The organism is Acidovorax sp. SUPP3434 (assembly GCF_030159015.1).
In the GTDB taxonomy this organism is placed as follows: domain Bacteria; phylum Pseudomonadota; class Gammaproteobacteria; order Burkholderiales; family Burkholderiaceae_C; genus Paracidovorax.
Window position 1 is genome coordinate 95,094 of record NZ_BQXL01000007.1, and the last position, 22,647, is coordinate 117,740.

Annotated in this window: 20 protein-coding genes and 6 tRNA genes; 16 read left to right on the forward strand and 10 right to left on the reverse strand. The window is 67.9% G+C overall.

The window, feature by feature from the left end; translation table 11 throughout:
• Positions 1-6 precede the first annotated feature (6 nt).
• The 13 genes from folC to AVKW3434_RS13165 all read left to right on the forward strand — a co-directional run bounded on the left by folC (position 7) and on the right by AVKW3434_RS13165 (position 9,306).
• Positions 7-1,332 carry a bifunctional tetrahydrofolate synthase/dihydrofolate synthase gene (folC, locus tag AVKW3434_RS13105; RefSeq protein ID WP_284406187.1) on the forward strand — a complete coding sequence of 442 codons (1,326 nt, stop codon included), beginning with the start codon at positions 7-9 and terminating at the stop codon, positions 1,330-1,332.
• A gap of 22 nt (positions 1,333-1,354) precedes the next feature.
• Positions 1,355-2,203: an SPOR domain-containing protein gene (locus AVKW3434_RS13110; RefSeq protein ID WP_284406188.1), complete on the forward strand. Its 849-nt coding sequence runs from the start codon at positions 1,355-1,357 to the stop codon at positions 2,201-2,203.
• Positions 2,204-2,227: 24 nt separating this feature from the next.
• Complete coding sequence (locus AVKW3434_RS13115) at positions 2,228-2,716, forward strand: CvpA family protein (protein ID WP_272568564.1); 489 nt, start codon at positions 2,228-2,230, stop codon at positions 2,714-2,716.
• 78 nt (positions 2,717-2,794) lie between these two features.
• Positions 2,795-4,303, forward strand: coding sequence for an amidophosphoribosyltransferase (gene purF / locus AVKW3434_RS13120; protein WP_284406189.1), 1,509 nt, complete (start codon positions 2,795-2,797; stop codon positions 4,301-4,303).
• 26 nt (positions 4,304-4,329) lie between these two features.
• Positions 4,330-5,562 carry an O-succinylhomoserine sulfhydrylase gene (locus AVKW3434_RS13125; RefSeq protein ID WP_284406190.1) on the forward strand — a complete coding sequence of 411 codons (1,233 nt, stop codon included), beginning with the start codon at positions 4,330-4,332 and terminating at the stop codon, positions 5,560-5,562.
• A complete protein-coding gene (gltX, locus tag AVKW3434_RS13130; RefSeq protein ID WP_284406191.1) occupies positions 5,559-6,974 on the forward strand; it encodes a glutamate--tRNA ligase in 1,416 nt (471 codons plus the stop codon). The genes AVKW3434_RS13125 and gltX overlap by 4 nt, the downstream gene beginning before the upstream one ends.
• Before the next feature lie 65 nt (positions 6,975-7,039).
• A tRNA-Ala gene (locus AVKW3434_RS13135) sits at positions 7,040-7,115 on the forward strand.
• Positions 7,116-7,149: 34 nt separating this feature from the next.
• Positions 7,150-7,225: transfer RNA gene (locus AVKW3434_RS13140), tRNA-Glu, on the forward strand.
• 50 nt (positions 7,226-7,275) lie between these two features.
• A tRNA-Asp gene (locus AVKW3434_RS13145) sits at positions 7,276-7,352 on the forward strand.
• Between the two features lie 62 nt (positions 7,353-7,414).
• Positions 7,415-7,490, forward strand: a tRNA-Ala gene (locus tag AVKW3434_RS13150).
• A 34-nt stretch (positions 7,491-7,524) separates the two neighbouring features.
• Positions 7,525-7,600 (forward strand) — tRNA-Glu (locus AVKW3434_RS13155).
• Positions 7,601-7,650: 50 nt separating this feature from the next.
• Positions 7,651-7,727: transfer RNA gene (locus AVKW3434_RS13160), tRNA-Asp, on the forward strand.
• A gap of 397 nt (positions 7,728-8,124) precedes the next feature.
• Positions 8,125-9,306 carry an acetyltransferase domain-containing protein gene (locus tag AVKW3434_RS13165; protein WP_284406192.1) on the forward strand — a complete coding sequence of 394 codons (1,182 nt, stop codon included), beginning with the start codon at positions 8,125-8,127 and terminating at the stop codon, positions 9,304-9,306.
• Between the two features lie 46 nt (positions 9,307-9,352).
• Here the strand turns inward: AVKW3434_RS13165 and dmeF are convergent, their stop codons facing one another.
• Complete coding sequence (dmeF, locus tag AVKW3434_RS13170; protein WP_284406193.1) at positions 9,353-10,354, reverse strand: CDF family Co(II)/Ni(II) efflux transporter DmeF; 1,002 nt, start codon at positions 10,352-10,354, stop codon at positions 9,353-9,355.
• A gap of 61 nt (positions 10,355-10,415) precedes the next feature.
• Between dmeF and AVKW3434_RS13175 the strand changes: the two genes are divergently transcribed.
• The 3 genes from AVKW3434_RS13175 (at position 10,416) to AVKW3434_RS13185 (ending at position 13,426) form a co-directional block, all read left to right on the forward strand.
• Entirely contained in the window at positions 10,416-10,691 is a 276-nt protein-coding gene (locus tag AVKW3434_RS13175) for a metal/formaldehyde-sensitive transcriptional repressor (protein WP_284406194.1), read from the forward strand.
• Positions 10,692-10,778: 87 nt separating this feature from the next.
• On the forward strand, positions 10,779-11,990 hold the full coding sequence (locus AVKW3434_RS13180; protein WP_284406195.1) for a multidrug effflux MFS transporter: 1,212 nt from the start codon (positions 10,779-10,781) through the stop codon (positions 11,988-11,990).
• A gap of 83 nt (positions 11,991-12,073) precedes the next feature.
• Positions 12,074-13,426 (forward strand): MFS transporter, encoded by a 1,353-nt coding sequence (locus AVKW3434_RS13185; RefSeq protein WP_284406285.1) that lies wholly within the window; start codon positions 12,074-12,076, stop codon positions 13,424-13,426.
• A 109-nt stretch (positions 13,427-13,535) separates the two neighbouring features.
• Here AVKW3434_RS13185 and AVKW3434_RS13190 read toward each other — a convergent pair whose 3' ends face one another.
• The 9 genes from AVKW3434_RS13190 to AVKW3434_RS13230 all read right to left on the reverse strand — a co-directional run bounded on the left by AVKW3434_RS13190 (position 13,536) and on the right by AVKW3434_RS13230 (position 22,334).
• The gene (locus AVKW3434_RS13190) at positions 13,536-14,627 is read right to left on the reverse strand and encodes a DUF72 domain-containing protein (RefSeq protein WP_284406196.1); all 1,092 of its coding nucleotides are present in this window, start codon (positions 14,625-14,627) and stop codon (positions 13,536-13,538) included.
• A 153-nt stretch (positions 14,628-14,780) separates the two neighbouring features.
• On the reverse strand, positions 14,781-15,185 hold the full coding sequence (locus AVKW3434_RS13195) for a hypothetical protein (RefSeq protein ID WP_284406197.1): 405 nt from the start codon (positions 15,183-15,185) through the stop codon (positions 14,781-14,783).
• Positions 15,186-15,257: 72 nt separating this feature from the next.
• On the reverse strand, positions 15,258-16,334 hold the full coding sequence (locus tag AVKW3434_RS13200) for a hypothetical protein (protein WP_284406198.1): 1,077 nt from the start codon (positions 16,332-16,334) through the stop codon (positions 15,258-15,260).
• Between the two features lie 46 nt (positions 16,335-16,380).
• The gene (locus AVKW3434_RS13205) at positions 16,381-17,385 is read right to left on the reverse strand and encodes a hypothetical protein (protein ID WP_284406199.1); all 1,005 of its coding nucleotides are present in this window, start codon (positions 17,383-17,385) and stop codon (positions 16,381-16,383) included.
• A gap of 124 nt (positions 17,386-17,509) precedes the next feature.
• Positions 17,510-18,244, reverse strand: coding sequence for an ABC transporter ATP-binding protein (locus AVKW3434_RS13210; RefSeq protein WP_502869081.1), 735 nt, complete (start codon positions 18,242-18,244; stop codon positions 17,510-17,512).
• A gap of 17 nt (positions 18,245-18,261) precedes the next feature.
• Entirely contained in the window at positions 18,262-19,020 is a 759-nt protein-coding gene (locus tag AVKW3434_RS13215) for an ABC transporter ATP-binding protein (protein ID WP_284406200.1), read from the reverse strand.
• Entirely contained in the window at positions 19,017-20,012 is a 996-nt protein-coding gene (locus tag AVKW3434_RS13220; protein WP_284406201.1) for a branched-chain amino acid ABC transporter permease, read from the reverse strand. The genes AVKW3434_RS13215 and AVKW3434_RS13220 overlap by 4 nt, the downstream gene beginning before the upstream one ends.
• Before the next feature lie 5 nt (positions 20,013-20,017).
• On the reverse strand, positions 20,018-20,938 hold the full coding sequence (locus AVKW3434_RS13225) for a branched-chain amino acid ABC transporter permease (RefSeq protein WP_284406202.1): 921 nt from the start codon (positions 20,936-20,938) through the stop codon (positions 20,018-20,020).
• 184 nt (positions 20,939-21,122) lie between these two features.
• Positions 21,123-22,334, reverse strand: a complete 1,212-nt coding sequence (locus AVKW3434_RS13230) for an ABC transporter substrate-binding protein (protein ID WP_284406203.1) — start codon at positions 22,332-22,334, stop codon at positions 21,123-21,125.
• Positions 22,335-22,647 lie beyond the last annotated feature (313 nt).

The following is a 22,647-nucleotide window of genomic DNA, read 5'->3' on the forward strand; positions in this document are numbered from 1 at the left end:
CCCCGTATGCACACCAATTTCGACACCCTGGAAGGCTGGCTCGGCCATTGCGAGCGCCTGCACCCGAAGAACATCGACATGGGCCTGGACCGCGTGCGTGCCGTGGCCCGGCGCATGGATCTGCGGTTCGACTGCCCGGTCATCACCGTGGCCGGCACCAACGGCAAGGGCTCCACCTGCGCCATGCTCGAAGCGGTGGCGCTGCAGTCGGGCTACCGCACCGGGGTGTACACGTCGCCGCACCTGGTGCACTTCGAGGAGCGGTGCCGCATCCACGGCGAAATCGTCGCCGCTTCGGATCTGATCGCGCACTTCGCCGCCGTGGAAAGCGCCAGGACCCTGGACGGCGAGGACATCTCGCTGTCGTACTTCGAGTTCACCACCCTGGCGATCCTGCGGCTCATGAGCCTGTCGCGGCTGGATGTGGCCATCCTCGAGGTCGGCCTGGGCGGGCGGCTCGATGCCACCAACGTGATCGACACGGACTGCGCCGTCATCACCAGCATCGACATCGACCACACCGAATTCCTGGGGCCCGACCGCGAAACCATCGGGCGCGAGAAGGCCGGCATCATGCGCACGGGCCGTCCCGTGGTGGTGAGCGATCCCATGGCGCCGCAGAGCGTGCTCGACCATGCGCTGGAGATCGGCGCCGACCTGTGGCGCTTCGGCCATGACTTCAACTTTTCGGGCGACAAGCAGCAGTGGAGCTGGGCCGGGCGGGGCCGCCGCTACGCCGGCATGGCCTACCCCTCCTTGCGGGGCGCCAACCAGCTCGTCAATGCCTCCGGCGCCCTGGCAGCGCTCGAGGCCCTGCGCGACCGGCTTCCGGTCACCGCGCAGGCGGTGCGCAACGGGCTGGCCATGGTGGAGCTGCCCGGGCGCTTCCAGATCGTTCCCGGCCAGCCGACCCTGGTTCTGGATGTGGCGCACAACCCCCATTCGGTGGCGGCGCTGACCGCCAACCTGGACGCGATGGGGTTCTTCCCCACCACGCATGCCGTGCTGGGCGCCATGGCCGACAAGGACCTCGGCCCCATGCTGGCCAAGATCGGCCCGCTGGTGGACCGCTGGTATTTCACCGATCTGCCCACGCCCCGCGCCGAGAGCGCCGCGGGCCTGCAGCAGAAATGGAACGCCCTGCAGATCGTGGCCGGGGGGCGCCGCACCGTGCCCACCAGCCTGCACGTGGACCCCCAGCAGGCACTGCAGGCGGCCGTCGATGCCGCGGAGCCGGCTGATAGAATCGTGGTCTTTGGCTCGTTCTACACGGTGGGCGGCGTTCTGACCAACGGGACGCCTCGCCTGCAGGCCAAGCATCTGGGCGCATAAGGTCCGCACGATTCTGCACTCCATGGCATTTTTCAAGTTTCGGTGGCCCGGCAGCAAGGAGCAACCCGATAAACCCGCGGGCAAGCGTTCGCGCAATGCCCAGGCCGAGAGCATCGAGGCCATGCGTCGGCGCGCACGGCACCGGCTGATCGGCGCAGCGGTGCTGGTGTTGCTGGGGGTGGTGGGTTTCCCCATCCTGTTCGACACCCAGCCGCGCCCCATTCCGGTCGATATTCCCATCGACATTCCTGATCGCAACAAGGTGGCGCCCCTGGTGGTGCCCGAGGCTGCGCCGGCCCGTCCGGCAGCGTCGGCCCCGGCCATAGCGTCGGCCGGGGGCCTGGCCGAAGGCGAAGAGGTCGTGCCGTCCAGCCGCAACGCGCCCAAGCCGGCGGCGTCTGCGCCGGTGCATGCCCCTGCGCCCGCGCCTGCGGCGGCGTCCAAGCCTGAGGTGCGGGCCGAGCCCAAGCCGGCCCCCCGGCCGGAGCCCAAGCCTCAGGTCCACGAATCGAAGCCGGAACCCAAACCCGAACCCAAGCCCGAGGCCAAACCGCAGCGCTCGGAAGACGCGGCGCGTGCGCGGGCCTTGCTCGAAGGGCGCGATACCCCGGCGCCGGCTGCGGCGGCCTCCAAAAGCGAAGAGGGCCGGCTGATCGTGCAGGTGGGTGCCTTCGCCGATGCCGACAAGGCCCGCGAAGTGCGCCAGTCGCTGGAGCGCGCCGGCCTCAAGACCTACACCCAGGTGGTGGACACCAAGGACGGTAAACGCACCCGCGTCAGGGTCGGCCCCTATGCCTCCCGCGCCGAAGCGGACAAGGCGGCTGCGCGCGTGAAGGGCCTGGGCCTGTCGGCTTCGGTCCTGGCGCTGTAGCCGGCCGACGGCTCGCGTGCGTGCATGGCATCGCTGGACTGGATTTTCTTGGCGGTGCTGCTGGGGTCCCTGGTGCTGGGGGCCTGGCGCGGGCTGATTTATGAAGTGTTGTCGCTGGCGGGCTGGGTCATGGCCTTTTTCATGGCCCAGTGGTGGGCCGAGGACGTGGGGCGGTGGCTGCCGATTTCCGATTCGGCCGAGTCCGTGCGGCATGCGGCGGGCTTTGCGCTGGCGTTCATCGGCACGCTGTTTGCCTGTGGATTCCTGGCCTGGCTGGCCAAAAAATTGATCGAGGCGGTGGGCCTGCGCCCCGTGGACCGCACGCTCGGGGCCGCGTTCGGGGCCCTGCGGGGCATGGTGCTGCTGCTGGCGGCATCGCTCGTGGTGCTGTGGACCCCCTTGCAGGAGGGGCTGTGGTGGAAAGAGTCGCAGGCCGCCCCCATATTGACGGGTGTGCTGGAAGTTTTGAAGCCGGCTTTGCCGCCAGCGCTGGGAAGGCATCTGCCTTCATGACAGGGACGCGGCGCCACCCCGGTGGCGCTGCACTGATTTTTTATTGCGGGATCGCCCGCCTTTGGATGGAACGCGAATATGTGTGGAATCGTCGGCGTGGTCAGCACGGCTCCTGTCAACCAACTGGTCTATGACGCTCTGCTGCTCCTGCAGCACCGGGGCCAGGATGCGGCGGGCATCGTCACCCAGCAGGGGCGCAAGTTCTTCATGCACAAGGCCAAGGGCATGGTGCGCGACGTGTTTCGCACGCGCAACATGCGTGCGTTGCCGGGCACGGTCGGCCTGGGTCAGGTGCGCTACCCCACGGCGGGCAATGCCTACAGTGAGGAAGAGGCCCAGCCGTTCTACGTGAACGCCCCCTTCGGCCTGGTGCTGGTGCACAACGGCAACCTGACCAATGCGCAATCGCTGCGCGCCGAATTGTTTTCGACCGACCACCGCCACACCAACACCGAGAGCGACTCCGAAGTGCTGCTTAACGTGTTCGCGCATGAGCTGGAGCGCGCCACCCGCGGTGTGCCGCTGCAGACCGAAGACGTGTTTGCGGCCGTGCGTGCCGTGCACCGCCGCGTCAAGGGCTCCTACGCCGTGATCGCGCTGATCGCCGGCCACGGGCTGGTCGCCTTCCGCGATCCCCACGGCATCCGCCCGCTGTGCATGGGCCGCAGCCCGGAAGGCACCGTGATGGTCGGCAGCGAGTCGGTGGCCCTGGAAGGCACCAACCACGTGTTCGAACGCGATATCCAGCCGGGCGAGGCTGTGTTCATCACGGACGACGGCACGGTGCATGCGCAGCAGTGCGCCGATGCGCCGCAGCTCAACCCTTGCATCTTCGAGTTCGTCTATCTGGCGCGTCCGGATTCGGTGCTGGACGGCATCTCGGTGTATCAGGCCCGCCTGAACCTGGGCGAGGCATTGGCCAAGCGCGTGGTCTCCACGGTGCCGCCCAGCGAGATCGACGTGATCATTCCCATCCCGGAATCGAGCCGCCCGAGCGCCACGCAACTGGCGCATTTGCTGGGCATTCCGTACCGCGAGGGCTTCGTGAAGAACCGCTACGTGGGGCGCACCTTCATCATGCCGGGGCAGGGCGTTCGCAAGAAGTCCGTGCGGCAAAAGTTGAACGTCATCGCCAGCGAGTTCAAGGGCCGCAACGTGCTGCTGGTGGACGACTCCATCGTGCGTGGCACCACCTCGCGCGAGATCGTGCAGATGGCGCGCGACGCGGGCGCCCGCAAGGTCTACCTGGCCAGCGCCGCGCCGCCGGTGCGCTATCCCAACGTGTACGGCATCGACATGCCCACGAGCAATGAACTGGTGGCCCATGGCCGCACGGTCGAAGAAGTGCGGCAGTCCATCGGCTGCGATGCCTTGATCTATCAGGACGTCAACGGCATGAAGAAGGCGGTCGGCGCCCTGAACGGGCGCATCGAAGGCTTCGACGCCTCGTGCTTCGACGGCGTGTACGTCACAGGCGACATCACCGCGCAGGACATCGCGCGGCTGAACGAAGGGCGTGTAGGCGTGGAGGAGCCGCAGGAGGAAGACACTTCCCGCCTGGCCCTGCCCAACGCGCAGGACGCCTGACCGCTATTCGCTTGGATCTTCACGCCATGAACTCCCCCTTGAATGCCCGAACCCTTCCCGAAGGCCTGCACCCCGACACGCTGGCGGTGCGCGAAGCCATTCCCCGCAGCGTGTATGGCGAGCATTCCGAGGCGCTGTACCTGAGCAGCAGCTTCGTGCAGCCCGACGCGGCGACGGCGGCGCGCCGGTTTGCCGGCGAGGAAGAGGGCTACACCTACACCCGGACCGGCAATCCCACGGTCACGAGCTTCGAGCGGCGCCTGGCCGCCCTGGAAGGCACCGAATCCGCGATCGGCACCGCCACCGGCATGTCGGCCATCCTGCTCATGTGCCTGGCACTGCTCAAGACCGGCGACCATGTGATCTGCTCCAGGTCGATGTTCGGCTCGACCATCAAGCTCATCGGCGGAGAGCTATCGCGTTTCGGCGTGCAGACCACGTTCGTGCCGCAGACCGATGCGGCCGCATGGAAGGCCGCGCTGCGCCCGGAAACGCGGCTCATGTTTGCGGAAACCCCCACCAATCCGCTGACCGATCTGTGCGATATCCAGGCGCTGGCCGACATCGCCCATGAAGCCGGCGTGCTGCTTGCCGTGGACAACTGCTTTGCCTCTCCCGCCTTGCAGCAGCCCGCCAAATGGGGGGCGGATCTGGTCCTGCACTCGGGCACCAAGTTCCTCGACGGACAGGGCCGGGTGATGGCGGGGGCCGTGTGCGGACCCCGCGCGCTCATCGACGACAAGCTCGCGCCCATGATCCGCAGCGCGGGCATGAACCTGTCGCCCTTCAATGCATGGGTGGTTCTGAAGGGCATGGAAACCTTGTCCATCCGCATGAAGGCGCAGAGCGCCAACGCGCTGCAGCTGGCCGACTGGCTCGAATCGCATCCACATGTGGCGCGCGTGTACTACCCGGGCCTGGCGTCCCATCCCCAGCATGCGCTGGCCATGCACCAGCAATCCGGCCTCGGCGGCGCCGTGCTGTCGTTCGACGTCAAGGTGAAAGAGGGCGATCCGGCCTCGGCCCGTGCACAGGCATTCCATGTGATCGACAGCACGCGGGTGTGCAGCATCACGGCCAATCTCGGCGACACCAAGACCACCATCACCCATCCCGCCAGCACCTCGCATGGCCGCCTGACCGAAGAGCAGCGCCAGGCCGCCGGCCTGGGGCAAGGCCTGATCCGCGTGGCGGTCGGGCTGGAACACATCGAAGATTTGAAGGCCGACCTCGCGCGCGGCCTGGATACCCTGCAATGACCGAAGCCAACCTGACCCAGCGCGTTCGCACGCGTTTCGCTCCCTCGCCCACGGGGTTCATCCATCTGGGGAACATCCGCTCCGCCCTGTACCCCTGGGCGTTCGCCCGCGCAACGGGTGGCGACTTCATCCTGCGCATCGAGGACACCGACCTGGAGCGGTCCAGCCAGGCCGCCGTGGACGTGATTCTGGAAGGTATGGAATGGCTCGGCATGCAGCCCGACGAAGGCCCGTTCTACCAGATGCAGCGCATGGACCGCTACAAGGAAGTGCTGGCCCAGTTGCAGGAGGCCGGCCATGTCTATCCCTGCTACATGAGCGTGCCGGAACTCGACGCGCTGCGCGAACGGCAGATGCAGGCCAAGGAAAAGCCGCGCTACGACGGCACGTGGCGCCCCGAGCCCGGCAAGACCCTGCCGGACGTGCCGCAGGGCGTGCAGCCGGTGCTGCGTTTTCGCAATCCGCTGGGCGGCTCCGTCGTCTGGGACGACAAGGTCAAGGGGCGCATCGAGATCCGCAACGACGAGCTCGACGATCTGGTGATCGCGCGGCCCGATGGCACGCCCACGTACAACTTCTGCGTGGTGGTCGATGACATCGACATGGCGATCACCCACGTGATCCGTGGGGACGACCACGTCAACAACACACCGCGCCAGATCAACATTTTCGAGGCCCTCGGAAAGCAGCCGCCGGTGTATGCCCACCTGCCCACCGTGCTCAACGAGCAGGGCGAGAAGATGAGCAAGCGCAATGGCGCCAAGCCCGTGACCCAGTACCGGGACGAAGGCTATCTGCCCGAAGCCATGGTGAACTACCTGGCCCGCCTGGGCTGGAGCCACGGCGACGACGAGATCTTCAGCCGCGAGCAATTCTTGCAGTGGTTCAATCTCGACCATCTGGGGCGCAGCGCCGCCCAGTTCGACGAAGCCAAGCTGCGGTGGGTGAACGCGCAGCATCTCAAAGCCATGGCGGACGACGCCCTGGCCGCCCTCGTGGCGCCGCGGCTGGAACAGCGGGGCGTTTCTGCGGCAGAGTTGGCTGATGGTCGCCTTCCGCGCATCTGCGCGCTTTTCAAGGACCGTTGCGACACGACCGTGGCATTGGCGGACTGGGCTTTCGTCTTCTACGGCGATGTGGCGCCCAACCCCGAGGAGTACGCCAAGCACGTGACCGAAGCCGTGTGGCCTGCCATCGGCGCGTTGGCGCAGGCCCTGGCCACCTGCACGTGGGACAAGGTGGCGATCGCTGCCGCCTTCAAGGAAGTGCTGGCCGCCCATTCGCTCAAGATGCCGCAACTGGCCATGCCGGTGCGCGTGCTGACCGTGGGAACGGCCCACACGCCATCGGTCGATGCGGTGCTCGAACTCGTAGGCCGCGAAAAAATCGCAGCGAGATTGCTGAAGCCTTAAAAACCTGTCTATAATTCAAGGCTCAGGAAATGATGACAGTCACAGTGTGAATGTGGTCATTCAGTGGGGGTATAGCTCAGCTGGGAGAGCGCTTGCATGGCATGCAAGAGGTCATCGGTTCGATCCCGTTTACCTCCACCACTGAGAGTTAGAGAACGGTTAGTTCCCAGGTTTTGACCCTATCGTCTAGAGGCCTAGGACATCACCCTTTCACGGTGAGTACCGGGGTTCGAATCCCCGTAGGGTCGCCAAGTTTGTAGCACTTGGCTTGTGTCTTTTCACAAGCAAACGCTGCCTGCCAGGAGTGGTAGTTCAGTTGGTTAGAATACCGGCCTGTCACGCCGGGGGTCGCGGGTTCGAGTCCCGTCCACTCCGCCAGTCAAAGCCCTTGCAGGTCTTGGATGTGCAAGGGTTTTTCTTTGGTGAATGCCGAAGAAAGTGGGGGTATAGCTCAGCTGGGAGAGCGCTTGCATGGCATGCAAGAGGTCATCGGTTCGATCCCGTTTACCTCCACCACTGAGAGTTAGAGAACGGTTAGTTCCCAGGTTTTGACCCTATCGTCTAGAGGCCTAGGACATCACCCTTTCACGGTGAGTACCGGGGTTCGAATCCCCGTAGGGTCGCCAAGTTTGTAGCACTTGGCTTGTGTCTTTTCACAAGCAAACGCTGCCTGCCAGGAGTGGTAGTTCAGTTGGTTAGAATACCGGCCTGTCACGCCGGGGGTCGCGGGTTCGAGTCCCGTCCACTCCGCCAAATGGAAGCCCTCGCAAGCAATGCTTGCGAGGGCTTTTTCTTTGGTTTTTGGTGGCGAGAGGCGGCTTCGCTGCGTGGGATCTGTCCACCCGTCCCGGACCAATCAATAGTGGCTCTTCATAAGAATGCTGCAATGCCAGCGGATGGCCTGGTCTGAAAAAGGGCTTTACATGTTGTCGATCCGGGTGCGCATCGCACTGCCGCCGGATGGACCCCTTAGATGAGCCCACAGAACGCACCTTTGTTTTGGCCCCGAGGGAAGGCGCATTGCAGCGGGCCTGTCCCGAACGGGCACAATCGCGCCTTTTCGCCCACTTGCCGTCAAAGGATCGCTCCTGCCGCCACAGCGCCACCGCTCGGCAGTCCAGGGCCATGCCGGCATCGCACCACCCCTTCCATGCCCATCGACCGCTCCCTGCCTTCCCCCAACGCTGGCCCCGCCTCCGCGCGGTTGCAGTCCATCGACGCGCTGCGCGGGCTCGTCATCCTGTTCATGCTGCTGGACCACGTGCGCGAAACCTTTTTCCTGCACCACCAGGTCAGCGACCCCATGGTCGTCGCGGCCACCTCGCCCGACCTGTTCGCAAGCCGGCTGCTGGCCCACGTGTGCGCGCCGGTGTTCGTGTTTCTCACGGGGCTGTCCGCCTGCCTGTATGGTTCACGGCAGGGCGGAGGCCGGGGGGCGGCCTCGGTGTTCCTGCTCCAGCGTGGGTTCTTCCTGGTCGCGCTGGAACTCACGCTGGTGAACTTTGCCTGGACCTTCCAGTGGCCGCCCCAGGTGGTGTACCTGCAGGTGATCTGGGTGATCGGCCTGAGCATGCTGGCCCTGGCCGCGCTGCTGTGGCTGCCGCGCACCGTGTTGATCGCCCTGGGCGTGGTGATCGTGGCCGGGCACAACCTGCTCGACGGGCTGCATTTTCCGGTCGGCCATGCGCTGCACATTCCCTGGGCGGTGCTGCACGACCGCGGCTGGATCGAAGTGGGCGAATCGCTGCGCCTGCGCACTTCCTATCCGCTGCTGCCCTGGATCGGTGTGATCGCGCTGGGCTATGCGGCCGGACCCTGGTTCCTGGCGTCCACGGATGCGGGCGCGCGGCAGCGCCGCCTGCTGGCCTGGGGCACGGGCCTGCTGGCCGGGTTTGCCGTGTTGCGCTGGTGGAACGTGTACGGCGACAAGCCCTGGGTGGCGGGCGACACGGCCCTGGCCACCGCGATGTCGTTTCTCAACGTGACCAAATACCCGCCTTCGCTGCTGTTCGTCGCGCTCACGCTCGGCGTCGGCCTGCTGGTGCTGCGGGCGTTCGAGCGGGCGCGGCCCGGGGCCGGGCTGCGGGTGTTGGCGGGGTTCGGTGCCGCGCCCATGTTCTTTTACCTGCTGCACCTGTACGTGCTCAAGCTGCTTTACCTCGCGGCGGTGGCCGTGTGGGGCAAGACCCAGGGCGCGTATTTCGGGTTCGACGCCATGTGGGCCGTTTGGCTGTGCACGGCCGTCCTGGCCGTGGCGCTGTACCCAGCGGTGAAGGCCTTCGGGGCCTTCAAGGCGCGGCGGCGAGACATCGCCTGGCTCAAGTACCTTTGAGCATGGGCGGTGCCGTCGCGGATGCCCGCGTTGGTGCGCAGCCGGGTCAGTGGGGTCGGCCGGAGGTGTCGGCCCGGTTCACCTCGATGGAGACGTGTACCAGTTCCTCGTGCACGCTCAGCAGGCGCTTGAAGAAGTCGGGCGCCACGGACGGATGGGCCGTGGACAGCGACAGGATGCAGGCATACAGGCCCGTCCCGACGCGCCACACGTGAAGGTTGCACACGCTGGCGGGAATGGGGCTGGCGGCGATCGCATCGCGGATTTCCTGCACCACGGGCGCGTCCATTTCCGCGTCCAGCAGCACCCGCCCGGTATCGCGCAGCAGCCCCCAGGCCCAGCCCGCGACCAGGGCCGCGCCCAGCAGGCCCACGGCCGGGTCGAGCCAGTCGGCGCCCCACAGCAGCCCCCCGCACAGTGCGGCGATGGCCAGCACCGACGTGGCAGCGTCGGCCACCACGTGCAGGTAGGCCGACCGCAGGTTCAGATCGGCTGGCGTCATCCCATGGCTGTGGCCGTGGCCGTGGCCTTCATGCGCAGGGTGTTCGTGGTGCGAGTGGTGTGCGTGGTGCGCATGCCCGCCCCGCAGCAGCCAGGCGCACGCCAGGTTGACCGCCAGTCCGAGCGCGGCCGTGAATACGGCCTGCTCATACTGGATGGGCGCTGGGGCCACGAGCCGCTGCACCGACTGGTAGACCATGAGCCCGGCCACGAGCAGCAGCAGGATGGCGCTGGTGTAACCGCCCAGCACCTCGATCTTCCAGGTGCCGAAGGCGAAGCGGCCATCGCTCGCGTGGCGCCGGGCCGCGGCATACGCCACGGCGGACAGCCCGAGCGCCAGGGCATGCGAGCCCATGTGCCAGCCGTCCGCCAGCAATGCCATCGAGCCGAAGGCCCAGCCGCCGACGATCTCCGCCACCATCATGGCGACCGTCAGCGCCACCGCCCAGCGGGTGTTGCGCTCGGCCAGGGGATTGCCCTGGCTGAAGACATGGGGGTGCTGCCAGCCGGCTGCGAGGGGGGCGTTGGCGGAAGGGTTTTGGGTCATGACCGTCATGGTGAGAGATACTGTACCCCAGTATATTTTCAACCCTTCGTACAATCCGGCCATGGCCCATACCATCCACGGAAAAAAGAAGCTCCTGGCCCGCGTGCGGCGCATCCAGGGCCAGGCCGCGGCCCTGGAGCGGGCGCTCGAACAAGAAGCAGACTGCATGGCGGTGCTGCAACAAATCGCGGCCATCCGCGGCGCGGTGAACGGCCTGATGGCGCAGGTGCTGGAAGGCCACATCGTTCAGCACCTGGGTGACCCCGCAGCTCCCGCGCAGCAGCGCGCGCAGGACGTGGCGGCGGTGGCCTCGGCGCTGCGCTCCTACCTCAAATAGGCCGGGTGCGCCGGGCAAGACCGCGCCCGGCCGCCGGCCAATCGGGCGCCCGAGCGGCGGATGCCGCCGTTGGCGACAATCGGGCCCATGTTTCCTTCGCCCTTCCTCCGCGCCGCCCTCGTTCTGGGCCTTCTTTCGGCCATCGGCCCCTTTGCCATCGACATGTACCTGCCGGCGCTTCCCGACATCGGGCGCAGCCTGGGCGCGCAGGTCGGCGCCGTGCAGTGGAGCCTGACGGCGTTCTTCCTGGCGCTGGGGGCGGGGCAGCTGTTCTACGGCCCCGTATCCGACATGGTGGGGCGCAAGCCGCCGCTGTATTTCGGGCTGTTGCTGTTCACCGCGGCGAGCGTGGGTTGCGCCCTGGCGACCGAGATCGAGACGCTGGTGGCGCTGCGCTTCCTGCAGGGCCTGGGCGCCGCCGCGGGGATGGCCATTCCGCGCGCCGTGGTGCGCGATCTGCACACCGGCACCGATGCCGCGCGCCTGATGGCGCTGCTGATGCTGGTGTTCAGTGTTTCGCCCATCCTCGCGCCGCTCGCGGGCAGCGGGGTCATCGCACTCACCGGCTGGCGCGGCGTGTTCTGGGTGGTGGCGGTGGCCGCCATCGCGGGGCTGGCGCTCGTCTATGGCGCGCTGCGCGAGACGCGTCCTGCCGCCGACCGGGTGGAAAGCAGCCTGGGCGGCGCCCTGCGGGCCTACGGCATGCTGCTGCGCGATCGCCATTACCTGGGCCTGGTCTTCATCGGCGGCTGTGCCATGTCGGGCTTCTTCGTGTACCTGGCGGGCTCGCCGTTCGTGCTCATCAACCACTACGGGCTCACGCCCACGCAGTACAGCCTGGCGTTCTCGCTGAACGCGGCGGCCTTCATCGGCTCGTCCCAGTTCACCGGCCTGCTCGGCCAACGGTTCGGCCTGGTGCCGCTCGTCAAGGTGGCGGCCAGCGCGGCCGGCGTGGTCATGGTGCTGTTGCTGGCCTACTACCTGCTGGGCGGTGACCAGCTGGCGGTGCTGATCGCGCTGTATTTCGTGTCCAGCGCCTTCATGGGGCTGGTGATTCCCACCACGTCGGTGCTGGCGCTGGAGCAGCACGGCGCCATCGCCGGCACCGCCTCGGCCCTGCTGGGCACGCTGCAGATGCTGACGGGTGCGGCCGCCATGGGCATCGTCGGCCTGTTCGCCAATGGACAGCCCTTGCCCATGGTGATCGGCATGGCCGCAGGCGCGCTGGTGGGCGTGGCGCTGACCTGGATCACGCTGGCGGGCCCGCATGACGCCGGGCCGGTGGAGGCGCGGGTTTGAGCCCCGGTCCGGGCGCCGCCGCCGTGGGGCAGGGCGCGCCCACCGCCTCCGACGGGCTGCCTCCGCGCGACCGCGCGCGGGCCATGCTGGTCATCATCCTCGGGCTGACCGTGGCGGTGCTGGACGGCAGCATCGTCAACCTCGCGCTGCCCGGCATCGCGCGCGAACTGAACGCGGGCGCGGCGCAGGCCATCTGGGTCGTCAACGCCTACCAGATCGCCACGCTGGTCATGCTGCTGCCGCTCGCCTCGCTGGGCGAGCGCATCGGCTACCGGCGCGTGTACCTACTGGGCATGGCGCTGTTCGCCGTTTCGTCGCTCGGGGCCATGCTGGCCACATCACTCCCCGCGCTGGTGGTGGCGCGCGCGGTGCAGGGGCTGGGTGCGGCGGGCATCATGAGCGTGAATGCCGCGCTGGTGCGCCTGACCTATCCGCGCGCACACCTGGGCCGGGGCATGGCCATCAACTCGCTGGTCGTGGCCACCTCGTCAATGGCCGGGCCATCGGTGGCGGCGGCCATCTTGTCGTTCGCATCGTGGCCCTGGCTGTTCGCGCTGAACCTGCCGTTGGGCCTGTTCACGCTGTGGCTGGGGCGGCGCGCGCTGCCGTTCAATCCGCCCAGCACGCACACCGGCGCGCGGCTGACGGTGCTGGACGTCACGCTGAACATCCTCATGTTCGCGCTGATCTTCATCGGTGGCGAGCAGCTCAGCGTGCGGGGCGAGGCCTCGCGTGCGGCGGCCCCGCTGGGCTGGGCGCTGCTGCTGGCCGGCGTCGCGGTGGGCTGGGTGTATCTGCGGCGGCAGCGGCGCGTGGCCGTGCCGCTGTTTCCGGTGGACCTGCTGCGCATCCCCGTGTTCGCGCTGTCGATGGGCGCGTCGGTCGGGGCCTTCTGCGCGCAGATGCTGGCCTTTCTGTCGCTTCCGTTCCTGCTGCTGGAGGCGCAGGGCCGGTCGCATTTCGAGGCGGGCCTGCTCATCACCGCCTGGCCGCTGGCCATCGTGGTGGTGGCGCCGTTCGCGGGACGGCTCATCGGCCGCTTCGCGGACGGCCTGCTGGGCGGTGTCGGCATGGCGGTGTTCGCCTGCGGGCTGGTCGCGCTGGCTGTGCTGCCGCCTCAACCGGGCGTGTTCGACGTGGCGTGGCGCATGCTTTTGTGCGGGGCGGGCTTTGGGCTGTTCCAGTCGCCCAACAACCACACCATCGTCGCCTCGGCGCCGTTGCACCGTTCGGGCGCGGCCAGCGGCATGCTGGGCACCGCGCGCCTGACCGGGCAGACCCTGGGCGCCGTGCTGCTGGCGGGTATCTTCGCGGTCTGGGGCCAGCACGACGGGCAGGGCGAATCGGTGGCGCTGATGGCGGCGGCCGGCTGTGCGGCGTTGGCGGGCGTGTGCAGCGTGATGCGGCTGCGGCACGGCGCCACGGTGCATGCCTGAATCCGGTTTTGGCCTTTTAGGCCGCCAGCGCAATTGATACTAGGGCATGTTGCTATTGAATTAATAGCATTCCCTTTGGGGCATGGTCGGTCGCTTGAGGCCCGTCGCGCTAACCCAGGGGCGCCACCTGCTCCGCCAGCGTGCGCAGGGTGAGGGGCGCGCACCCTTCGGCATGGTTGCTGACCGTGACGAAGGCATTCTGGCCCGCCCCGGTCACCCCCGCGATCGTGCGCGCCAGCACTTCGTGCACCTCGGGGGCCGGGTGCAGGATGCGGTCATAGGGAGCGTAGAGCTTTTCGGCGTCTTCGTACCCATAGGCGCCGTGCACCGGGTTCAGGTTCCAGCGGCACACCAGCGGTCCGGGCCACAGCCGGCGCAGCAGGTGCAGTTGCTCCGCCAGCGGCGGCATCTTGGCGTGCAGCCCCACGCAGTAGGTGGCGCCGGCTTCGCGCAGTACGGCGGCAAAGTGCGGCATGAACTCGGGCGACAGCCACTCGGGGTCGCGCACTTCCACGGCCAGCACACCGTCCGGCGCGGTGGGTGCCAGCAGCGGTTGCGCGAGCAGCATCGTGCGCAGGCGCTCCAGCACCTGCGGCAGCCGGTCGAGCTGCGCCAGCGGCAGGGGGCTCAACTGGAACACCAGCGCACCCACCTTCGCGCCCAGGCCTTCGAGCGCGGGCGCCACGAACTCCTGCGTGGCCAGCGCGGCATCCAGGAACGCCGGGTTGGCCTGGCGCCCGCGCCCGTCCTCGCCGCGCACCAGCGCATCGGTCACCAGGCTGGGCGCCTTCACCACGAAGCGGAAGTCATGCGGCACCTGCGAGGCGTAGCGCTCGTACTGGCTCACCGTGAGCGGCCGGTAGAAGCTGCGGTCGATGCTCACTGTGCGCATCAGCGGGTGCTGGGCATACACCGGCAGGCCGTTCTTGGAAAGCGTCTGCTCCGAATGTTCGCCTTCCCACAGCAAGCCCTTCCAGCCGGGGTAGGTCCACGACGACGTGCCCATGCGCAAGCGGGGCGGCAGCCGCGCGGCCAGTGCGCGCAGGTCGTCGTCCCAGGCCGCCGGTTGCACCGTGCCGCTGCGGCGCACGGCAGGGGCCTTGGCCTTGGTGGGCTCGGCCGATGGGGCAGGGCGTTTGGTGGGCGCCGCAGCGGGCGGCTCGGGGGGAGCGGGCAGGTCGCCGAAAAGATCGTCTTGCATGGAGGGCAGGGAGTCGATGAGCGGGCGCGCGGAAGGCAGGAATGCGCGCCCTGCACGGTGTCGATGTGGGGGGCGGTGGCGTGTTCTTCCAGCGCTGGACGGTTTCCTTTCGTTTCGGCGCCGAAGCGGCGGCAGCCGGGGCACCGCCGCCAGTCACTCGCCCGAAAACAGCCCCCCTTCGTTGAGCAACTCATAGGCGATGTCGGGGTGCCGGTCCATGCTCTTCTTGATCGCGGCAGGAATGGCCTGCCGGGTCTTGCGGCACAGCCCCCGCTGCTCCAGCACCAGGATGGCGATGCCGCGCAGGCTGCGGACCTCGTTGGGGCTGGTGGTGATGCTCAGGCGGATGCCCAGTTGCGCTTCCAGCCGGTCCTGCATGCGGCGCAGTTCGCCCAGGCTGCCCAGGTTCTCCAGCCGGTCGATGAGCCGCTTTTCCTCGTCTCGCGTGAGGCGCAGCACGCGCAAGTCGCCGCTCGGCGCCTGCAGCAGCGCATCGCGGTCGCACACGCATGCGCCGGGCGGGCATTCGGTGCGGACCGGATAGGGGAAGGGCGTCATGGTCTTAGAAGCGCAGGCGTTGGTGGTGGCGGCGTGGCGGTGGTCTGCGCATTTTAGGGACGCCCCCCGCGCTCACTGCGCGCTGTACACCAGCCCGGGGCGCGTTCCATCAAGGTCGTCGGTCTCGCCGTCCTGCACCGGCTCCGTGCCGAAGGTGCGCCCCAATGCCACGAAGCGGTATGCGCCCCGACCGTCGGTGTAAACGGCCCAGCCGCCGGGCGTGATGGCAATGCCATGCCAGGCGCCGGCGATGCGCGCGTCCGCCACGCTGGCCACCTGCTGCCCATCGGCGGTGCGGTACACGCGCAGTTCGCCGGTGTTTCGCAAAGGGGCGGTGTCGGCAGCGCCTTGGGCGGAGGGGGCGGGGGCCTGCGGCCGCTGGACCTCGCGCACTGCAAACCGCCCTCCCGGCGCCAGCCGCACGGGGCCGCTGTCCGTATCGGTGGGGTCGGCCAGCCGCACGAAGCGACGCGCGGCGCGATCGGCAAAGCCCGCCTGGGCCTGCGGCGTGCCTTGGGACGGGCCGGGACCCGCGAACTCCACCAAGGACACATCGCCCGACCATTGGGTAAAGCGTGCAAAGGCCAGGCCCTGGCCGCCCGCATACCCGGCCAACTCGGCCGTGGCATCAGGCGCCCCCTCAGATGGGCGGGGCACCCACTGGCCGGCCTGCGGACCACGCACCATGCGCGGCGGTGTGCCGTTGAGCACGTCGAACATTCCCAGGTCCGCCTGCTGGCGCAGCGTCCAGTCGGGCAGCGAGAACGTCAGCAGGCGATAGGCTTTCTGCCCATCGGCATCGCTGCGGTAGAACTGGGGCGTCGCGACCAACTGCACCTGGCGCTCTGCTGCGCCACCCGCGCCTTCCGTGGCAGCGGGGCGGGCCAGGCAACTGTCGGGCTTGAGGCCCGGAGACGGCGCCACAGCGACGGCCGGCGGCGTGCCACTGCGCTCGCTGAGCGCGAACGACGAGACTTTGGCGGGCCGTGCCAGATCGAGTCGATCCACGGTGCCGTTGCAGTAGATGACGTAGAGAAACCGGTGGCTGGCATCCGGGGCGCTTAAAGACGCTGGGTTGTTTGACGGTGTCTGTGACGGGGGATTGGCCTGACCGCCGTCCTTGTTGGGTGAACAGGCGGCAAGCAGCATGGCAGCGCACATCAAGGTGGAGCGGCGTACTGTCCGTGCGTTGTAGTTAAAGGTTGGTAAGGGGTTTTTTTGCTGAGTCATGGCAATCAGAAATCCGCAGCCGCATCAACATGTTCAACATAGCGAGGGTCTCCAGCGCTGCCCCTTTCATCCACGGGCACTCTTTCCCATTCCGCACTTCCGCGCTGGCCGCTCGAATCCAGGGTGACAACCAGTTGACCGCTCTGCGTTCGTGGCCGAAACTCATGCAAGCCGTTGGCGTAGCCGTTGAATCCGCGAATCGTATCGAGTTCGAGCTGTTCATCCGTGAAGGCCGGCAGTGTGACTTGTGCTTGCGGCAAATTTTGGGCAGACCGCGCCCGATTCCATGCACCGACGAGATTTCTAAAGGACTCACTGCGTTGGGCGTTAGCAGGATAGGCACGAGCGATGCGCTCCTTTTCCTGATAAAGCGCCCATCCAGCGCGAATGTTTTCCTTCCAGTTCCAGGTTTGGTCTGCTGTGGGAGCAGGTCGGGTGATCTGCGCCAGCCCCACGCCCCCGAGCCCATCGCTGCTGTATTTTGGCCAGTTTCCAGGTGGCCGGAACTGCTGAAGCGAGCTCTCTGGCGCAACTGTTTTCTAAACCGCACCTTGGTGGCCCCAATGCTGTTGGCGAAGGCTCGGATGGCTGTGGGCAGCGGATTGGTGCCTGCAATGGTCAGGTTCGTGCTGCTTGCGTTCAGCACGGTGCCCCCAACGCGGGCGATCACATTGACGGTCAGCAAGCCTCCGCGCACTTCCGTGAATGGAATGCGCCAAGTGTTGCCATGCCCTGCCTGCGAACGAATCGGTGCATGCTGGGTTCTGCGGTTTCCTCCATAGGCAGTGTTGGTAGGCGGGACACCTCCATCGAATACAAGGGTTGCCGACCATTCATAGGTGGGTACAGGCCCAGCCGGATTCAGCGGTACGCCAGACAGCGTGGCCGTCATCACGATCTCTGGCGTCGTTGCATCTGCAGAGATGAAGAAGCGCGGGCCTGCGGGTCGGCAGGTCAGTACAAGAGGCATGGTCTGGCCTGGTTTTTATAAAGCCGCAGATTCTCCCGTCTTGGGTTCCCTCGCTGGTGCTGCTCCGTGATGAAAATCGTGATGAATTGTTGTTCCGCTCCTCAAAGCAAAAAACCTCTTCTCGCTACACCGAGAGGTACCGCGCCCACAGCCCCCGATCCGCATTGAGCGCCTCGGAATCCCCTTGCCACACCACGCGCCCGCGCTCCAGGATCACGTGCCGATCGGCCAGGCCCATGAGGCGGTGCACGTACTTGTCCACCACCAGGATGGTCTGCCCCGCGGCCTTGAGCGTGGCCAGGCACCGCCAGATTTCCTCGCGGATCACCGGGGCCAGGCCCTCGGTGGCTTCGTCCAGGATCAGCAGGCGCGGGTTGGTGGACAGCGCGCGGCCGATGGCCAGCATCTGCTGCTCGCCGCCCGACAGCTGGTGGCCCAGGTGGTGCTCGCGTTCCTGCAGGCGTGGGAACACGCCGTAGATGCGCTGCAGGTTCCAGGGCTCGCCCAGGCTGCTGCGGTGGCTGGCGAAGGCCAGCAGGTGTTCGCGCACGCTGAGGTTGGGGAACACGTGGCGGCCCTCGGGCACGATGGCCAGGCCCAGGCGGGCAATGGCGTCGCTCTTCATCGCCCCGATGGCCTGGCCCGCGAAGCGGATGGCGCCGGCCGTGGGGCGCAGTGCGCCCACCAGGGTCTTGATGGTGGTGCTCTTGCCCATGCCGTTGCGACCCAGCAGGGACACCACTTCGCCCGCGGCGATGTCGAGGTGGATGCCGAACAGCACCTGGCTCACGCCGTAGCCGGCCTCCAGGCCCTGGCAGCTCAGCAGGGGCTCGGCCACGGGCGCGGACCCATGGTGCATCGAAGGCGTGGGCGTGCTCATGGGGTGGCCTCCAGGGTTTCGGTGCCCAGGTACACGGCCTGCACTTCGGCGTTGCTGCGGATCTCATGGGGCGTGCCGGCCGTGAGCACCCGGCCGTACACCAGCACCGAGATGCGGTCGGCCAGTCGGAAGACGGCCTCCATGTCGTGCTCGATCAGCAGCACGGCCATGTCCCGGCGCAGGCTGTCGATCAGCTGCACCATCTGCTGCGATTCCTCCGGCCCCATGCCGGCCATGGGTTCGTCGAGCAGCAGCAGCTTGGGCGCGCAGGCCAGCGCGAGGGCCACGTCGAGCGTGCGCTGGGCGCCATGGGGCAGGGCGCCGGCGATGCCGTCCATGCGGCCCTGCAGGCCCACGCGCTCGGCCAGCCGGTCGGCGGCCTCGTACAGCCCGTGCGCCTGCGAGCGCGGCTGCAGGAAGCGAAAGCTCGATCCGCTGTGCGCCTGCACGGCTAGCAGCAGGTTGTCGCGCACGGTCTGGGCCGGGAAGATGCGCGTCACCTGAAAGCAGCGCGACAGGCCTTTGGCCACGCGGCGGTGCATGGGCAGGGCGGTGATGTCGTCACCGTCGAGCAGCACGCGGCCTGCGTCGGGCGCCAGCAGGCCCGAGATCTGGTGGACCAGGGTGGTCTTGCCCGCGCCGTTGGGGCCGATGAGGGCGTGGACCTCGCCGTGCGCCACGGTCAGGTCCACGTGGTCGGTGGCCAGCAGGCCGCCGAAGCGCTTGACCAGGCCCTGCACTTGGAACAGGCTCATCGCGCGCTCCTTGCGCGCAGGTCCGCCAGCGCGGCCAGGCCCCTGGGCGCGTACAGCGCGGTGGCGATCAGCAGCAGGCCCAGCGGCATGTGCCAGTAGTCGGTGTGGAGCTTGAGCGCCTCTTCCAGCGCCAGCCACACGGCCGCGCCCAGCGGCCCGCCCCAGCGCCGGCCCAGGCCGCCGATCACGACCATCACGATGAGCGTGGCCGATTGCGTCCAGTGCATCATCGCCGGGCTCACGAAGCTGTTGCCCGTGGCCAGCAGCGCGCCCGCCAGGCCCGCCACCGCGCCGGCCAGGGTGAAGGCGGCCAGCTGCAGCAGGTACACCGGATAGCCCAGCGCGCGCATGCGCGTCGCGTTGTCGCGGATGCCCGCCAGCGCCGCGCCGAAGCGCGAGGCCGTGGCCCGGTCCAGCCACCACAGCACCAGCGCCACCAGCGCCAGCACCACCCAGTACAGGGTGGGCTCGTGCATGGCGTCCAGGCCCAGGCCGAGCCCGGGCCGCATGGGCAGGGTGTAGCCGTCGTCCCCGCCGTAGCTGCGCAGCGAGACGAACACGAAGTACAGCATCTGCGCGAAGGCCAGCGTGATCATGATGAAGTACACGCCCTGGGTGCGCAGCGAGATGGCGCCCACCAGCGCAGCCGCCAGCGCGGCCAGCACCATGGCGGCGCCCCACACCACCCAGGCCGAGGTGGCGCCCGCGTCGCTGAGAACCACCACTGCGTAGGCGCCCACGCCCATGAAGCCCGCATGCCCCAGCGCCACCATGCCGCCGAAGCCCATGATGAAGTTCAGGCTGGCGGCGGCCAGGGCCACGACCAGCACCCGGCGCACGAAGCCGATGTAAAAATCCAGCCCCAGGGCCGATGCCACCAGCGGAAACACCGCCAGCGCCGCCAGCAGGGCCAGCGGCAGCAGCGCGCCGCGCCAGCGCGGGGCGGCAGGGCGCTGAGGCGGGGAAGAGGAAGTCAGGGATGCAGCAGACATGTCGCTCAGGCCTTGGCAGAAAACAGCCCCGCGGGGCGAAAGCTCAGAACCGCCGCCATCAGGGCGTACATGGCCACCTCGGCGCACAGCGGGCCTAAGTCGGCGGCCACGGCGGGCGGCAGGGCGGCGCGCAGCAGCAGCGGCAGGAACGCGCGGCCGATGGTGTCCACCAGGCCCACCAGCAGGGCCGCCACGAAGGCGCCGCGCACCGAGCCGATGCCGCCGATGACGATCACCACCAGCGCGGGGATCAGGATGGATTCGCCCATGCCGACCTGCACCGCCATCAGCGGCCCCATGAGGGCGCCCGCGAGGGCCGCCAGGGCGGCACCCAGCACGAAGATGCCGCAGAATACGCGCCGCACGCGCACACCCATCAACTCGGCCATCCAGCGGTCCGACGCACCCGCGCGCACCAGCATGCCCACGCGGCTGTGGTTGACCAGCAGGTACAGCAGCCCCGCCACCAGCACGCCCGCGCCCAGCACCACCAGGCGGTACGACGGGTAGGGCAGGCCCGCGAACAGTTCCACCGGCCCCGAGAGCCAGGCCGGCGTGGGCGCCATGACGGGGGAGGGGCCCCACGCCATCTTCACGGCATCGTCCGCCACGAGGATCACGCCGAAGGTGGCCAGCACCTGGGCCAGGTGGTCGCGCCCGTAGAGGCGGCGCATCAGCGTCACCTCCAGCAGCGCCGCCACCGCCACGGTCACGGCCACGGCCACCAGCACCGCCACGGCGAACGAGCCGCTCTGCACATGCACCGTGGCCGCCACATAGGCGCCCACCATGAACAGCGAGCCGTGCGAGAGGTTCATCACGTCCATGATCCCGAAGACCAGGGTGAGCCCCGCCGCGATCAGGAAAAGCATGAGCCCGTAGCCCGCGCCGTTGAGCAGTTGTTCGAAGACGAGGATCGGATTCATGGCGCAGCCCCAGTGGATGAGGAGGGGTTCGATGTCATTTCAGGGTTCCATGTCCGCAAGCGACGCGCGCTGCCTTTCAAAACGGGCGCGGCCCCAAGCCAGTAGCCGCCGCGCAAGGGCCGCCCCGCCGCGCTGGCGGCGTCCCCCCTCCGGGGGGAAGGCGCGAAGCGACTCAGGGGGGTGCTTATTTCATACCGCACTGGGCAGAGAACGCATCCCCATAGTTTTCCAGCACCGTCTTGATGGTCTTGTTGGTCACGCGGCCTTCGGCATCCTTGCCGATGGTGCGCAGGTAGAAGTTCTGCACCGGGTAGTGGTTGTTGGCGTAGCGGAAGTTGCCGCGCACCGAAGGAAACTGCGCCTTGGCCAGCGCCTTGATCAATGCATCGCGGTCGGACACCTTGCCGCCCACGGCCTTGACGGCCGAGTCCATGGCGGTGATCACGTCGAAGGCCTGCGCGGCGTAGATGGACGGGTAGCGCCCGCCGTACTCCTTGCGGAACGCGGCCACGAAGGCCTTGTTGGCCGGGTTGTCCAGGTCGTGCGCCCAGTGCGAGGTGTTGAACAGCCCCAGCATGGGTTCGCCCACGGCGCTGATGACGTCTTCGTCGGCCGAGAAGCCGCTGGTCACCAGCGTGATGTCCTTGGACAGGCCCGCGCCCACGAACTGCTTGATGAAGTTGATGCCCATGGCGCCGGGCAGGAAGAAGTACACGGCCTCGGGCTTGGCGGCGCGCAATTGCGCCAGTTCGGTCGCGTAGTCGATCTGGCCGAGCTTGGTGTACATCTCGTCCACCACCGTGCCCTTGAACTTGCGCTTGAAGCCGTTGATCCCGTCCTTGCCGGCGGGGTAGTTGGGGGCGATCAGCACCATGCGCTTGAAGCCCCGGTCGGCCGCGAACTGGCCGGCGGCCTCGTGGTACTGGTCGTTCTGGTAAGCCGTGCCGAAGAAGTAGGGGTTGCACTGCGCGCCCGCCAGCTGGCTGGGGCCCGCGTTGTTCGACAGGTAGGGCACCTTGGCGGCGAACAGCGTGGGCGCCACGGCCAGCGCCACGTTGGAGGCGATGGGGCCCGTGAACAGGTCGATCTTCTCGCGCTGCACGAAGCGGTCCACCAGCTGCTTGGCCTGGTCGGGGCTGCCGGCCATGTCGGTCTGCACGAACTGCACGGGCTGGCCGCCTAGCTTGCCGCCCAGCTGCTTGATGCCCAGCGCGAAGCCGTCCCGCGCCTCGGCCCCCAGGGCGGCGAACGGGCCGGAGATGTCCAGCGCGATGCCCACCTTGATGGGGGTGCCTGCCTGCTGGGCCGCTGCCGGCAGGCCGGCGCAGGCGCCCAGGACCGCCAGGGCGGTGGCGCAGAGCCGGGTGCGAAAGAAAGTGCGGGAAATTCGTGCCATCGTCAGTCCTTCAATCGTCGATCAACCAAGGGGAAAACCAGCCGGGGCCGCTGCAGGCCGTGCGTGCATCGCCTGGCCGTCGCGGGGCCCTGCAGCCCCACTTCGGCCCGCGTTGCCGTGCCATGCACCGGGAACGTGCGCATCGCTGGGTGCGAAGGCGCCTTGCAGGCACGGAAAGCGGATGCCTGGGCTTTCCTGATGCAAGGGGCATTCCATGCAGCGGTGGTCGCCATCGCCGCCCGTTCTTGGGCGGGCGATGGGAGTGCCTGGGATCGTACAAGCGCACCGGGCTGCCGCGCCTACAGGTCTTCCC

Excerpts from the sequence above, each read along its gene's own strand:
- folC (WP_284406187.1), top strand. The coding sequence starts at position 7 with ATGCACACCAATTTCGACACCCTGGAAGGCTGGCTCGGCCATTGCGAG.
- AVKW3434_RS13110 (WP_284406188.1), top strand. The coding sequence starts at position 1,355 with ATGGCATTTTTCAAGTTTCGGTGGCCCGGCAGCAAGGAGCAACCCGAT.
- AVKW3434_RS13115 (WP_272568564.1), top strand. The coding sequence starts at position 2,228 with ATGGCATCGCTGGACTGGATTTTCTTGGCGGTGCTGCTGGGGTCCCTG.
- purF (WP_284406189.1), top strand. The coding sequence starts at position 2,795 with ATGTGTGGAATCGTCGGCGTGGTCAGCACGGCTCCTGTCAACCAACTG.
- AVKW3434_RS13125 (WP_284406190.1), top strand. The coding sequence starts at position 4,330 with ATGAACTCCCCCTTGAATGCCCGAACCCTTCCCGAAGGCCTGCACCCC.
- gltX (WP_284406191.1), top strand. The coding sequence starts at position 5,559 with ATGACCGAAGCCAACCTGACCCAGCGCGTTCGCACGCGTTTCGCTCCC.
- AVKW3434_RS13165 (WP_284406192.1), top strand. The coding sequence starts at position 8,125 with ATGCCCATCGACCGCTCCCTGCCTTCCCCCAACGCTGGCCCCGCCTCC.
- dmeF (WP_284406193.1), bottom strand. The coding sequence starts at position 10,354 with ATGACCCAAAACCCTTCCGCCAACGCCCCCCTCGCAGCCGGCTGGCAG.
- AVKW3434_RS13175 (WP_284406194.1), top strand. The coding sequence starts at position 10,416 with ATGGCCCATACCATCCACGGAAAAAAGAAGCTCCTGGCCCGCGTGCGG.
- AVKW3434_RS13180 (WP_284406195.1), top strand. The coding sequence starts at position 10,779 with ATGTTTCCTTCGCCCTTCCTCCGCGCCGCCCTCGTTCTGGGCCTTCTT.
- AVKW3434_RS13185 (WP_284406285.1), top strand. The coding sequence starts at position 12,074 with ATGCTGGTCATCATCCTCGGGCTGACCGTGGCGGTGCTGGACGGCAGC.
- AVKW3434_RS13190 (WP_284406196.1), bottom strand. The coding sequence starts at position 14,627 with ATGCAAGACGATCTTTTCGGCGACCTGCCCGCTCCCCCCGAGCCGCCC.
- AVKW3434_RS13195 (WP_284406197.1), bottom strand. The coding sequence starts at position 15,185 with ATGACGCCCTTCCCCTATCCGGTCCGCACCGAATGCCCGCCCGGCGCA.
- AVKW3434_RS13200 (WP_284406198.1), bottom strand. The coding sequence starts at position 16,334 with ATGCTGCTTGCCGCCTGTTCACCCAACAAGGACGGCGGTCAGGCCAAT.
- AVKW3434_RS13205 (WP_284406199.1), bottom strand. The coding sequence starts at position 17,385 with ATGCCTCTTGTACTGACCTGCCGACCCGCAGGCCCGCGCTTCTTCATC.
- AVKW3434_RS13210 (WP_502869081.1), bottom strand. The coding sequence starts at position 18,244 with ATGCACCATGGGTCCGCGCCCGTGGCCGAGCCCCTGCTGAGCTGCCAG.
- AVKW3434_RS13215 (WP_284406200.1), bottom strand. The coding sequence starts at position 19,020 with ATGAGCCTGTTCCAAGTGCAGGGCCTGGTCAAGCGCTTCGGCGGCCTG.
- AVKW3434_RS13220 (WP_284406201.1), bottom strand. The coding sequence starts at position 20,012 with ATGTCTGCTGCATCCCTGACTTCCTCTTCCCCGCCTCAGCGCCCTGCC.
- AVKW3434_RS13225 (WP_284406202.1), bottom strand. The coding sequence starts at position 20,938 with ATGAATCCGATCCTCGTCTTCGAACAACTGCTCAACGGCGCGGGCTAC.
- AVKW3434_RS13230 (WP_284406203.1), bottom strand. The coding sequence starts at position 22,334 with ATGGCACGAATTTCCCGCACTTTCTTTCGCACCCGGCTCTGCGCCACC.